Raw genomic sequence first — 12,654 nt, forward strand, 5'->3', positions numbered from 1 at the left:
CGCGGGCCGCGCTCACGCCCCGTTGAAATGCGGTGTCCAGATCCCGTCGACCCGGTAGCCGCCCAGCGTCCTTGCCCTCTCGGCAAAGACCGGGGTTCGGGTAAAGGCGATCAGCGCCTGGAACGGCGCCTCGAACCAGTCCCGCCGCGACACCAGGAGATCGAAGCGCTCCTCGCAGACGGGAACGAAATCCAGCTTGAACTGCCGCGCCGAAGCGGCAAGCCCGAAGGCCGCGTCCGCACGCCCGTCGAGCACGGCAAGCGCCGCCTCGCGCTCGTCCCGTGCCACCGGAGCTTCCTGCGGCACCGCAATGCCGGCTTCGGAAAACAGTCGCTCCATCAGATGCTGGCTGCCCGCTTGCGGCTGGCGCAGCACCATGCGCTTGCCAGAAAGGTCAGCGATCGAGCCTATGCCGAGCGGATTGCCTGGCGAAACGATGATGCCGCGATCGCGCCAGGCCCATTCGGCCAGCACCACGGGGCGGAAACGAAACCGCCGCGAGACGAGTTCGGTGTTCCAGCCCTCGTCCTGGATCATGTGAAGCCCGGCCGCGACACCTTCCAGCTGCTCGAACCGGTCGAGCCCGTCGAGACTGCCGTCAAAGAACGCGGCCAGCCCCGAGCCGCTCTCGCGCAGCGCCCATTCCAGCAGCGGATCGTGGCTGCCCAGGATGACGGCGGGCCGGGTTCCCTCGCCTGTCGGCGCCTCGCTGGCATTCTCGATCCAGGCAAGCACCACTTCGCGGGGGAAGAGCAGCTTGCCGGTGGCGCGGCTATGGGGAATCTCGCCGGCGGCGGCCAGATCGTAGATCTTGCGCTCCTTGACCCGGAGCAGGTCGGCCATTTCCTTGGTAGTGAGATAGGTCGGCAGGTCGGCCGTCATCTTGCCGGGTGTCCTGTTGAAGTTGCGAATAGGATCGCTTTCGACAATGCCAAGTTGACCGGCCTGCATCAAGCGCAGCCGGTACAACATCTTGCGAAGATCGGCGGAACGTCAGTTGTCGGCAGCCGCGGAGGCGCGCTTCGCCTTTTCCTCCTCCACCAGTTCCTTCTTGGACAGCTTGCCGACCATCGTCTTGGGCAGGGCGTCGCGGAACTCGATCTCCTGCGGCAACTCGATCGGAGACAAGTGCCCTTTCAGGAACTGGCGCAGGTCCTCCGCGGACACGGTCTCCTCCGGCTTCAGCTTGACGAAGGCCTTGGGCGCCTGTCCGCGATAGCTGTCGGGTATGGCGATCACGATCGCCTCCTCGACGGCCGGATGCTGGTAGATCGCCTCCTCGATCATGCGCGGATAGACGTTGTAGCCCGAGCACAGGATCAGGTCCTTGATCCGGTCGACCAGATAGACGAACCCGTCCGGGTCGCGATAGCCGACATCGCCCGTATGCAGGGCCCCGTTCTCGATGGCCCGGGCCGTGTCCTCAGGACGATTGTAGTAGCCGGCCATCACCTGCGGCCCGCGCACGACCAGTTCGCCCTTCTCACCTTCCGGGACGCATTCGGACGGGTTGTCGAGGCTGCGGAACTCAAGCGTCGTTCCGGGAATGGCCAGACCGATGGAGCCCGAACGCCGGTTCTCGTTGAGCGGATTCGCCGCCACCACCGGCGAGGCTTCGGTCAGGCCGTAGCCCTCGACCAGGATGCAACCGGTCAGCCCTTCGAACTGCGTCTTCACCTCCACCGGCAGCGGCGCGCCGCCGGAGATGCACAGCCGGATCGTGGTGAGATCGTAGCCCTTGGTCATCTCTGCATTGTTGATGGCCGTGTAGATGGTCGGCACGCCGGGAAACAGCGTGATCTTCTTCCGCCGGATCGTTTCGAGCAGCATCTTCAGCTCGAAGCGCGGCATCAAGACCATCTCGGCCGCCAGCACCACCGACAGATTCTGCGCCACCGTCATCGCGAAGACGTGGAAGAACGGCAGCACGCAGAGCATCTTCTCCTCGCCGACCTTCGCCTCGCAGAAGATCGAGCGCATCTGCTCGATATTCGCGGCAAGGTTGGTGTGGGTCAGCATCGCGCCCTTGGGAACGCCCGTCGTTCCGCCCGTGTACTGAAGCACGGCGATGTCGGTATCGGGGCGGATATCGGCAACGCGCGGCGCGGCCCCGTGGCCCGTGACCTCGGAAAAGCGCGGATGCGCGGCATCCTGCGGCACGCGCGCCCGGTCGCCGCGCTTGAAAAGCTGGAACAGCAGCTTCTTGGGCTGGGGCAGGATATCGGCCATCGGGCAGACGATGATGCGGTCGAGCGTTCCCTCGCGCCGCACCGCCTCCACCTTGTCGTAGATGACCTTGAGGTCCATCGTCACCATGATGCGCGTGCCGCTGTCCCGCGCCTGGAACGACAGTTCCCGCTCCACATAGAGCGGATTGAAGTTCACCACGACGCCGCCGATCTTCAGTATCGCGAAATAGAAGATCGTGTAGTAGGGCGTGTTCGGCAGGCACAGACCCACCTTGTCGCCCTTGACCACGCCCATCGCCTGAAGGCCCGCGGCTGCCCGGTCGGCGAGCGCCGCGATCTCGGCATAGGTCCAGCCCTTCCCCAGGAAGTCCATGGCGGGTCTCCGCCCATGCTCCTTTGCCGCCGTGTCGAGATAGGTATGCATCGGCTGCGGACGAAAAGCGGCAAGCCAGACCTGCGGTTCGCTCACGATGGTTCCTCCCGGACCCGGCACGTGGATCGTGCCCTGTTGTTGCACGGTGCCCGCCCCTCCTGCAGACCCGAGACCGGCTTTGCCGGCACGGTCAACATGGGCAAGGCTTCCCTTTACGTCAACGTAAAATGCGATTTCTCGGCGGCGCTTCGGCCCAGCGCCAGTCTACCACGCGGCGGCCGCGATCCGCATCGCGGCACGCGCCCAACTCAGCCGAGCAGCGCGAAACGATCGACATCGAACATCCCGCGATCCGTGATCTTGAGATGCGGAATGACTGGCAACGGCAGGAAGGCGACCTGCAGGAACGGCTCCGGCAGAGTGCATCCCAGCGCACGCGCGGCGATCCGCAGCGATTCCAGCGCGTGGCGCACCTCCTCGAACGAGGCAAGGCTCATCAGGCCCGCGACCGGAAGAGCCAGTTCCGCCATGATCGTATCGCCGCGCGCCACGACGAACCCGCCCTGCAGCTCGGCAATCCGGTTGACCGCCGTCGCCATCGAGGCGTCGTCGCAGCCCACCACGCAGATATTGTGGCTGTCATGGCCGACGGAGGAGGCAATCGCCCCACCCTGCAATCCGAAGCCGGACACGAAGCCTCGGCCGATATTGCCGTTCTGCCCATGCCGCTCCACCACCGCGACCTTGGCCACATCCGAAGCGGGATCGGCCTGCAGGCCGCCGTCCCCTTCCGGCAGGCTTCGCGACAGATGCTCCGTGATGATCCGGCCCGGCACCACGCCGATGACGGCGCTCTCGTTCGCGCCCGACCCCTCGATGCGAAAGTCCTCAGCAGCAACTGCCCGCTGCAGGCGAACGCTGTCGAGGCCCACCGGCTGGAGAGGCTGACGCGCGGCAAAAGCGTCCTCGTCCACCGGACGCCCTCCGGCGATGACCGAGTGCACGCGGCATTGTTCCAGATCATCGAGCAGCACGATGTCGGCGCGCCAGCCCGGCGCCACCTGCCCCCGGTCGCGCAGGCCGAAGGCGACCGCCGCCGACCAGCTGGCTGCGCGATAGGTGTCGCAAGGCCGGGCGCCGCGAGCGATCAGCCGGCGGATCATGCTGTCGAGATGCCCTTCCTCGGCAATGTCCAGCGGATTGCGGTCGTCGGTGCACAGGCAGACGAAGGACGAGGTGTCCGGCGTCAGGACTTCGGCCAGCGCCTCCAAATCCTTCGAGACAGAGCCTTCGCGGATCAGGATCGTCATGCCCTTGGCGAGCTTTTCGCGCGCTTCCGCCGCCGTGGTCGCCTCATGATCGGTGCGGATGCGCGCGGCGAGATATCCGTTGAGATCCAGCCCCGACAGGAGCGGCGCATGGCCGTCGATATGGCCGTCCTGGAACGCCGCCAGCTTGGCGATCGCGCCGGGATCGCGGGCGAGAACGCCGGGAAAGTTCATGAATTCGGCCAAGCCGATGACCTTGGGATGGTCGCGGAACGGCTCGAGATCCTCGATCTCCAGCCGCGCGCCGGCCGTCTCGAACGCGGTCGCCGGCACACAGGACGACAGGTTGACCCTGAGATCCATCAACGTGCGCTCGGACGCATCGAGGAAATAGCGGATCCCGTCAGCGCCCAGCACATTGGCGATCTCGTGCGGGTCGCAGATTGCCGTCGTCACGCCATGCGGCAGCACGCAGCGGTCGAATTCGAGCGGCGTCACCAGCGAGGATTCGACATGCAGATGGGTGTCGATGAAACCGGGAACGACGATGCGGCCGCCGCCATCCAATTCGCGCTCTCCGCGATATTTTCCATGCGTGCCGACGATCCGGTCGCCGACGATCGCCACGTCCGTTTCGGTCAAGGAGCCGTCGATCACCGAGAACAGGCGCACGTTGCGCAGCACCAGATCCGCAGGCACCTCTCCTCGACCGGCAGCGATCGCGCGCTCCAGAAAAACCCGCGTTTCCATCGTGTTCGGCATGTTCTGCTCCCTGGCGTGCGATCCTTGCACCCTGCCTCGCACCCAAGCATGGCACAAGCACGGCAGCGCACGCCAGCGCCACCGGACGTTGCGGATTCCGCGCTGCAACACCGAAAACGGATTGACAAAAGGATGGCATCGATAATTAATTAATCAGATTAAACAAATAAGCTTGTTTCAACCGCCCTGCAGAGGCGGGGACGGCCGGTGAGGGAGGATTTTCGGTGGCAAGACGCTCGCTCGTCGGACAAGGATCCAATTCCGTTCAACTACGCCGGTACAACGAGCGCATCGTGCTCCAGGTGCTGCGCCGCGTCGGCGAGGCCTCCAAGGCCGATCTTGCACGCCTTGCCCAGCTCACCAACGCGGCCATCGGCGGCATTATCCAGGACCTGACGGCCAGCGGCCTCATCGAAACGCTCGGCAAGCGGCACGACGGCGGTCGCGGCCAACCGGCAACCATGCTGCGCCTGTCCGCGACCGGTGCCTACGGTTTCGGCGTGCGCATCGACCGCACCTCCATCGAGACGGTGCTGGCCGACTTTTCGGGGCGCATCATCGGCCGCCAGTCGCATGACCGGTTCCTGCCCGAGCCCGAGCGCGTCGTCGAGATCGTCGCCCGCGACATTGCCATGCTGCTGCGGCTGATCTCGCCACAGGAGCATTCCCGCATCGCCGGCGTCGGCGTCGCCATGCCGTTCAACCTCGGCTCCTGGCTGCACGAGCTTGGCCTGCCCACGGCGAACTTCCACCTTTGGGACGACATCGACTTCAAGCAGATGCTCGAAGAAGCGGTCGACTTCCCGGTCTTTTCCGAAAACGACGGCACCGCTGCTGCCATTGCCGAGCTCTTCTCCGGCGCCGGCCGTTATGCCGACGACTTTCTCTACCTGTTCCTCGGCCCCGCCATCGGCGGCGGCGTCGTCTATGGCGGCGACTGCGTGAAAGGCGTCCAGGGCAATGCAGGCGACGTCGCGATGATCCCGGTGCCGCGTAGCCGGCTTGCCTCCGCCCCTGCACCGCGCGGGGAGATGGATATCCTGCTGACCCGTGCCTCGCTTTCCGCCCTCAAGCGGCACCTTGCCCATCACGGCATCGTCGCCGAAACGCGGGACGACCTAGAGCGCGCGGCGGAAAGCGGTCATCCTGCGGTCGAGGAATGGCTGGCGGATTGTGTGGCCGCCCTGACCCCGGCGATCTGGTCGGCGATCTCCCTGATCGATGTGCCGCTGGTGGTGATCGACTTCGACATCGACGGCGGCCTGCCGCAGCGCCTGATCGACGATCTGGCCCATGCGCTGACCTTGGCCGCGCCGCAATCGCGCGTGCCGCCGCGCCTGCGCCGCGGCTCGTTCGGCCAGGATGCTGGCGCCGCCGGAGCCGCCAACCTGCCGATCTTCTTCCACTATTCGCCCCGCACCGCGATTCCGAGCGCGAACGAGGGCAAACGAGGTGCTGCCGATGCTGCTGCGCGCCAGGCGCGCATGGACGTCGAGCCCGCACAGGACGGCCGCCCGGCATGAGGAGCCGGACGGCCTGCGATCCGATCGCAAGCCAACTGGGAGGAACTGACAATGCTTAGGAAACTGATGCTCGCCGGCACCGTGCTCGGCATGGCAGCGGCCACGCCGGCGCTGGGCGCCGACATTTCCGCCTGCCTCGTCACCAAGACCGACACCAACCCCTTCTTCGTGAAGATGAAGGAAGGCGCCACCGCCAAGGCGGCCGAGCTCGGCATCGAGCTAAAATCCTATGCCGGCAAGATCGACGGCGATCATGAAAGCCAGGTCGCGGCCATCGAGACCTGCATCGCCGATGGCGCCAAGGGCATTCTCATCACCGCCTCCGACACCAAGGCCATCGTCGACAGCGTCAAGCAGGCCCGCGATGCCGGCATCCTGGTGATCGCGCTCGACACCCCGCTGGAGCCGATCGACGCGGCCGACGCCACTTTCGCCACCGACAATTTCAAGGCCGGTGAGCTGATCGGCCAGTGGGCCCGCGCCACGCTCGGCGATGCGGCGGCCGATGCCAAGATCGCCATGCTCGACCTTGCCGTCAGCCAGCCCTCCGTCGGCGTGCTGCGCGACCAGGGCTTCCTGACCGGCTTCGGCATCGACGTGAAGGATCCTAACCGCTGGGGCGACGAGGACGACCCGCGCATCGTCGGCAACGACGTGACCGCCGGCAACGAGGAAGGCGGCCGCACCGCCATGGAGAACCTGTTGACCAAGGATCCGATGGTCAACGTGGTCTACACGATCAACGAACCCGCCGCCGCCGGCGCCTATGAGGCCCTGAAGGCGGTCGGCCGCGAGAACGACGTGCTGATCGTCTCCGTCGACGGCGGCTGCCCGGGCGTGAAGAACGTCACCGAGGGCGTCATCGGTGCCACCTCCCAGCAGTATCCGCTGCTGATGGCCTCGCTCGGCATCGAGGCGATCAAGGCCTTCGCCGACACCGGCGCCAAGCCGGAGCCGACACCGGGCAAGTCCTTCTTCGACACCGGCGTTGCGCTGGTGACCGACAAGCCGGCGGAGGGCGTTCCCTCCATCGACACCAAGGAAGGCATGGACAAGTGCTGGGGTTAAGCCCCCGATAGCATGGGACGGACGCTCCGCGCGGGAAGGCGATGCCCCTCCCGCGCGGGCCATCCGCCGGCAGCCTCTGCCGGCACGACAGTCCGCAAACCACAGTCCAGGCACCGTTCCGGGGAGGAGACCCAATGAGCGACGCGCAGACATCCGCAAAACACGACTTCGAGAAGGGACTTGCCGGAAGTTCGACAGACGTTGCCGCCTTCGAGCGCCCCGAACGCCCGCTCATCGACCGGATCCAGCACCGGTTGCACGCCCGCCCCGAGTTCGTTCCGCTGATCGTCCTGGTGCTCTCGCTGGCGGTGTTCGGCATCCTGCTCGGTTCGAAGTTCTTCTCGCCCTTCGCCCTGACGCTCATTCTTCAGCAGGTAGCCATCGTCGGTATTGTCGGCTGCGCCCAGTCGCTGGTGATCCTGACCGCCGGCATCGACCTGTCGGTCGGCGCGATCATGGTCCTGTCCTCCGTGGTGATGGGCCAGTTCACCTTCCGCTACGGGCTGCCGCCCGAGATCGCGGTGCTGTGCGGCCTTGCCTGCGGCACCTTCTGCGGCTTCATCAACGGCGCGCTGGTCGCCTGGATGCGCCTGCCGCCCTTCATTGTCACGCTCGGCATGTGGCAGATCGTGCTGGCGGCGAATTTCCTCTACTCGGCCAACGAGACGATCCGCAGCCAGGACATCGAGGCGCAGGCACCGATCCTCCAGTTCTTCGGCGAGAAGTTCAACATCGGCGGCGCCGTCTTCACCTATGGCGTCATCGCCATGTTCCTGCTGGTCTTGGTGCTCAACTACGTGCTGAACCACACCGCCTGGGGACGCCATGTCTATGCCATCGGCGACGATCCGGACGCGGCGGAGCTTGCCGGCGTGCGCGTCGCCCGCATGCGCATCTCGGTCTACACGCTGGCCGGCCTCATCTGCGCCATCGGCGGCTGGGCGATGATCGGCCGTCTCGGCTCCGTCTCGCCGACGACCGGCCAATTCACCAACATCGAATCCATCACCGCCGTGGTGATCGGCGGCATCTCGCTCTTCGGCGGGCGCGGTTCGATCCTCGGCATGCTGTTCGGTGCGCTCATCGTCGGCGTGTTCTCGCTCGGCCTGCGCCTCATCGGCACCGATCCGCAATGGACCTACCTGCTGATCGGCATGCTGATCATCGGCGCCGTCGCCATCGACCAGTGGATCAGAAAGGTTGCAGCATGACCCGCGAACCGATCCTCACCGCCCGCGGCCTCGTCAAGCGCTACGGCCGCGTCGTTGCCCTCGACCGGGCGGACTTCGACCTCTATCCCGGCGAGATCCTCGCCGTGATAGGCGACAACGGTGCCGGCAAGTCGACCCTGATCAAGGCGATCTCCGGCGCCGTCGTACCGGACGAGGGCGAGATCCGTCTGGAGGGCAAGCCGGTCAATTTTTCCTCACCGATGCGGGCACGCGAGGCCGGCATCGAGACCGTCTATCAGAACCTTGCCCTGTCGCCGGCTCTGTCCATCGCCGACAACCTGTTCATGGGCCGCGAGCTGCGCAGCCCCGGATGGATGGGCAAGTACCTGCGCAAGCTCGACCGCAAGGCGATGGAGAAGATCGCCAGAGAGAAACTCTCCGAGCTCGGGCTGATGACCATCCAGAACATCAACCAGGCGGTGGAGACGCTGTCCGGCGGCCAGCGCCAGGGCGTTGCCGTGGCGCGGGCTGCCGCCTTCGGTTCCAAGGTCGTGATCATGGACGAGCCCACGGCCGCCCTCGGCGTCAAGGAAAGCCGCAAGGTCCTCGATCTGATCCGCGACGTGAAGGCGCGCGGCCTGCCCATCGTGCTGATTTCCCACAACATGCCGCATGTGTTCGAGGTTGCCGACCGCATCCATATCCATCGCCTCGGGCGTCGTGCCTGTGTCATAAGGCCGGACGATTTCTCCATGTCCGACGCCGTCGCAATCATGACCGGCGCGATGGAACCGCCGCAGGCAGCGGCGGCCTGAGAGTGCGGAGACGTTTGCCGATGCGACTGCTGCTGATTGCCGCCCTGCTCGCCCTGCCCTTTGCCTTGCCAACTGTGGGAACATGGGCGGCCGAGATCGAGGCCCCCGGACCGGAGGGAGCGCTGCGCGGCACGCTGGCCGGCCCTGTCGGAACGGACGCGCCGGTGGTGCTGATGATCCCCGGCTCCGGCACCAGCGACCGCGACGGCAACCAGCTTCCCCACATCCGGGCCGCAACCCTGCGCCTGCTGGCGGAAGGACTGGGCGCGCGCGGCATCGTCACTGCACGCGTCGACAAGCGCGGCCTCAGCGGCAGCAGCGAGGCCGCAAGCGACCCCGAGGCTGTGACCCTTGCCGACTACGCCGACGATGCCCGCGCGTGGATCAAGGTCCTGCGCGAGAAAACCGGCGTCTCCTGCGTCTGGATCCTCGGCCACAGCGAGGGCGGACTTGTCGCGCTCAAGGCCGCGACCGTCGATGCGGACGGGATCTGCGGGCTGCTGCTCGCGGCAGCGCCCGGCCGCCCGCTTGGCGTGCTGCTGCGCGAGCAATTCCAACAGGGCCTGCCGGAAGACAATCCCCTTCGCCAGCCGACGCTGGATGCGCTCGAGACCATCCTTGTGAAACTGGAGGCAGGGCAGCCGGCTGACGTTTCGGGGGTCAATCCGCAACTGGCAGCGATTTTCCGTCCCTCCGTTCAGCCCTTTCTGATCGATCTGCTGGCCCACGATCCGGCGAAAATGATCGCGCAAGTTACGCTTCCCGTGCTGATCCTCCAGGGCACCCGTGACCTGCAGGTCACGATGAACGACGCCGAAGTGCTCGCGGCCGCCCGCCCCGACGCGCGGCTCGTGCGCCTTGAGGGCGTCAACCACATGTTCAAGCCGGCGCCCGCCGAGCGAGAGGGCAACCTCGCCGCCTATGCGGATCCCGACCTTCCGCTTGCCGACGGCGTCGTCGCGGCCGTCGCCGAGACGGTGCTGGATGGCACCGGCCCGACATCCCCAAGGAGCCCCGTTCAATGATTCTCGTCTGCGGCGAAGCGCTGTTCGACCTCTTTGCCGAGGACGGCAACGGAGGACAGCTGACCCTCGATGCCCGTATCGGCGGCTCGCCCTTCAACGTCGCCGTGGGTCTTGCCCGGCTTGAGGTTCCGGTCGCGTATTTCGGCGGCCTGTCGCGTGATTTCTTCGGCCGTCGCCTCAAGAACGCACTGGAAACGGAAGGCGTCGACACGAGCCTTGTCGTCGACAGCGACGCGCTGACCACCCTCAGCGTCGTCGGCCTCGATGCCTCGGGAAGCCCGGCCTATTCGTTCTACGGGGAAGGCGCGGCCGACCGGCTGGTCTCGCCCGACCAACTCCCTGCCCTCCCCGACAGCGTCGACACGATCCATCTCGGCTCGTTCTCCGCTCTGGTATCCCCGATCGGCGAAAGCCTGCTGCAGCTCGTGCGCCGCGAGCATGGCAAACGCCTCATCGCGTACGATCCGAACATCCGCCCGACGGTCGTTGCAGATCTTGCAGCCTGGCGTGACCGGCTCGACGAGCTCCTGCCCCATGTGGATGTGCTCAAGATCAGCTCCGAGGATGCCGAGACGCTGTTTCCGGGCGCCGAGCCGGCAGAGCTCGCGCGCGGCTGGCTCGCCCGCGGCCCCTCCCTCGTCGTGGTGACGCGCGGCCGCGAGGGGGCAAGCGCGTTCACCGCGACCGCAACCGCAAGCGTCCCCGGCCGCACGGTTGCTGTCGTCGACACGGTGGGCGCCGGCGACACGTTCCAGGCGGCGCTGCTGACCCGCCTCGGAGAGATCGCCGCACGCACCCGCAGCGCGATTTCCGCTCTCGGGGAAGACACGCTCGCCGATCTGCTCGACTATGCGAGCAAAGCCTCTGCCATCACCTGTACCCGACGCGGAGCGGACCTCCCCCGCCGCGCCGAACTTCTCGCCTGACGGCGACACCGCAAGATTGAAAGGACCGCCATGGCCGTGCGCGTCATCGAAGTCGCCCCGTTCGACCTGATCGTCTTCGGAGCTACCGGCGATCTGGCCCACCGGAAGCTCCTGCCCGCCCTTTATCACCGCGATCTCGACGGACAGCTCCCGCTGGATGCCCGCATCCTCGCCTGTTCGCGGCGCGACATGTCGGATGCCGAGTATCGCGAGTTCGCCCGCCAGGCGATCAGCGAGCATGTCTCGGACATCGAGGACGAGGCGCTCTCCCGCTTTCTCGATCGCCTGTCCTATGTCGCGGTCGACGCGGCCGGAGAGCGAGGCTGGCCGGAGCTCGCCGCGGCCCTCTCGGGCCGCGAGGATGTCGTGCGGGCCTTTTATCTCGCCGTCTCGCCGGATTTCTTCGGCCAGATCTGCGAGCGCATCGGCACTCACGGCCTGACCACGGAGCTTGCCCGCGTCGTCATCGAGAAGCCCATCGGCAAGGACGGCGATTCCGCGCGCAAGGTGAACGCTGCCATCGGCGCGGTGTTCCGTGAGGACCAGATCTTCCGCATCGACCACTATCTCGGCAAGGAGACGGTGCAGAACCTGATGGCCCTGCGCTTCGCCAACGCGCTGTTCGAGCCACTCTGGAACGCAGCCCATATCGACCATGTGCAGATTACGGTGGCCGAGGCGCTCGGCGTCGAGGGCCGCGCCGGCTATTACGACACCGCCGGCGCGATGCGCGACATGGTGCAGAACCATATCCTCCAGCTGCTGTGCCTGGTCGCCATGGAGCCGCCCGAGTCGATGGACGCGGATTCGGTGCGCGACGAAAAGCTGAAGGTGCTCAAGGCGCTGAAGCCGATGGACGCCGATCTTGCCTCCCGCGCCACAGTACGCGGCCAGTACCGCGCCGGCGCCTCCGCCGGTGGTGCGGTGCCGGGATATCTGGAAGAGCTCGACAATCCCGCGTCCCAGACCGAGACCTTCGTCGCGGTTAAGGCGGAGATCGCCAACTGGCGCTGGGCCAACGTCCCCTTCTATCTGCGCACCGGCAAGCGTCTTGCCGCCCGCGTTTCGGAAATCGTCGTCCAGTTCCGCCCGATCCCGCACTCGATCTTCGGCGAGGAAGCCGGCTCGATCCCACCGAACCGGCTGGTGATCCGCCTGCAGCCGGACGAAGGCGTGCGCATGCAGGTGATGATCAAGGATCCGGGCCCCGGCGGCATGCGCCTGCGGCAGGTGCCCCTCGACATGTCCTTCGCCAAGGCCTTTGCCGTGCGCAATCCGGACGCCTACGAGCGGCTGATCATGGACGTGATCCGCGGCAACCAGACCCTGTTCATGCGCCGCGACGAGGTGGAAGCGGCCTGGGCCTGGGTCGATCCGATCCTTCAGGCCTGGTCGACCTTGAAGGAGCCGCCGAAGGGCTACACGTCAGGAACATGGGGACCTTCTGCGGCGATCGCCCTGATCGAGCGCGACGGCCGCACCTGGTTCGAGGACCTGATCTAGACCGATCTTGTGTGCCGGGATGCCGCACGT

10 protein-coding genes are annotated in these 12,654 nt (G+C 66.3%); 7 read left to right on the forward strand and 3 right to left on the reverse strand.

What is annotated here, in order from left to right; all coding sequences use genetic code 11:
- Positions 1–12: 12 nt before the first annotated feature.
- The 3 genes from ACVJ6E_RS11330 to ade form a co-directional block, all read right to left on the reverse strand.
- Entirely contained in the window at positions 13–882 is an 870-nt protein-coding gene (locus ACVJ6E_RS11330) for a helix-turn-helix transcriptional regulator (RefSeq protein WP_120267209.1), read from the reverse strand.
- Positions 883–993: 111 nt separating this feature from the next.
- Positions 994–2,613: a long-chain-fatty-acid--CoA ligase gene (locus tag ACVJ6E_RS11335; protein ID WP_120268286.1), complete on the reverse strand. Its 1,620-nt coding sequence runs from the start codon at positions 2,611–2,613 to the stop codon at positions 994–996.
- Between the two features lie 257 nt (positions 2,614–2,870).
- Positions 2,871–4,592 carry an adenine deaminase gene (gene ade / locus ACVJ6E_RS11340; protein WP_120267208.1) on the reverse strand — a complete coding sequence of 574 codons (1,722 nt, stop codon included), beginning with the start codon at positions 4,590–4,592 and terminating at the stop codon, positions 2,871–2,873.
- Between the two features lie 293 nt (positions 4,593–4,885).
- Here ade and ACVJ6E_RS11345 point away from each other — a divergent pair, with 293 nt between their 5' ends.
- The 7 genes from ACVJ6E_RS11345 to zwf all read left to right on the forward strand — a co-directional run bounded on the left by ACVJ6E_RS11345 (position 4,886) and on the right by zwf (position 12,624).
- A complete protein-coding gene (locus tag ACVJ6E_RS11345; protein WP_491676451.1) occupies positions 4,886–6,115 on the forward strand; it encodes an ROK family protein in 1,230 nt (409 codons plus the stop codon).
- A gap of 51 nt (positions 6,116–6,166) precedes the next feature.
- Positions 6,167–7,183: a sugar ABC transporter substrate-binding protein gene (locus ACVJ6E_RS11350; RefSeq protein WP_120267206.1), complete on the forward strand. Its 1,017-nt coding sequence runs from the start codon at positions 6,167–6,169 to the stop codon at positions 7,181–7,183.
- Between the two features lie 134 nt (positions 7,184–7,317).
- Positions 7,318–8,394: an ABC transporter permease gene (locus ACVJ6E_RS11355; RefSeq protein WP_097173596.1), complete on the forward strand. Its 1,077-nt coding sequence runs from the start codon at positions 7,318–7,320 to the stop codon at positions 8,392–8,394.
- A complete protein-coding gene (locus tag ACVJ6E_RS11360; RefSeq protein WP_120267205.1) occupies positions 8,391–9,170 on the forward strand; it encodes an ATP-binding cassette domain-containing protein in 780 nt (259 codons plus the stop codon). The genes ACVJ6E_RS11355 and ACVJ6E_RS11360 overlap by 4 nt, the downstream gene beginning before the upstream one ends.
- Before the next feature lie 20 nt (positions 9,171–9,190).
- Positions 9,191–10,195 (forward strand): alpha/beta fold hydrolase, encoded by a 1,005-nt coding sequence (locus ACVJ6E_RS11365; protein WP_120267204.1) that lies wholly within the window; start codon positions 9,191–9,193, stop codon positions 10,193–10,195.
- Positions 10,192–11,121: a carbohydrate kinase family protein gene (locus ACVJ6E_RS11370; RefSeq protein WP_120267203.1), complete on the forward strand. Its 930-nt coding sequence runs from the start codon at positions 10,192–10,194 to the stop codon at positions 11,119–11,121. The genes ACVJ6E_RS11365 and ACVJ6E_RS11370 overlap by 4 nt, the downstream gene beginning before the upstream one ends.
- 30 nt (positions 11,122–11,151) lie before the next feature.
- Positions 11,152–12,624, forward strand: coding sequence for a glucose-6-phosphate dehydrogenase (gene zwf, locus ACVJ6E_RS11375; protein ID WP_120267202.1), 1,473 nt, complete (start codon positions 11,152–11,154; stop codon positions 12,622–12,624).
- Positions 12,625–12,654 lie beyond the last annotated feature (30 nt).

The sequence above is a fragment of the Stappia sp. G46H5W genome (assembly GCF_058448995.1).

Bases quoted from the DNA above. Each gene is read 5' to 3' on its own strand.
- ACVJ6E_RS11350 (WP_120267206.1), top strand. From the start codon at position 6,167: ATGCTTAGGAAACTGATGCTCGCCGGCACCGTGCTCGGCATGGCAGCG.
- ACVJ6E_RS11365 (WP_120267204.1), top strand. From the start codon at position 9,191: ATGCGACTGCTGCTGATTGCCGCCCTGCTCGCCCTGCCCTTTGCCTTG.
- ACVJ6E_RS11330 (WP_120267209.1), bottom strand. From the start codon at position 882: ATGACGGCCGACCTGCCGACCTATCTCACTACCAAGGAAATGGCCGAC.
- zwf (WP_120267202.1), top strand. From the start codon at position 11,152: ATGGCCGTGCGCGTCATCGAAGTCGCCCCGTTCGACCTGATCGTCTTC.
- ade (WP_120267208.1), bottom strand. From the start codon at position 4,592: ATGCCGAACACGATGGAAACGCGGGTTTTTCTGGAGCGCGCGATCGCT.
- ACVJ6E_RS11370 (WP_120267203.1), top strand. From the start codon at position 10,192: ATGATTCTCGTCTGCGGCGAAGCGCTGTTCGACCTCTTTGCCGAGGAC.
- ACVJ6E_RS11360 (WP_120267205.1), top strand. From the start codon at position 8,391: ATGACCCGCGAACCGATCCTCACCGCCCGCGGCCTCGTCAAGCGCTAC.
- ACVJ6E_RS11355 (WP_097173596.1), top strand. From the start codon at position 7,318: ATGAGCGACGCGCAGACATCCGCAAAACACGACTTCGAGAAGGGACTT.
- ACVJ6E_RS11335 (WP_120268286.1), bottom strand. From the start codon at position 2,613: ATGCATACCTATCTCGACACGGCGGCAAAGGAGCATGGGCGGAGACCC.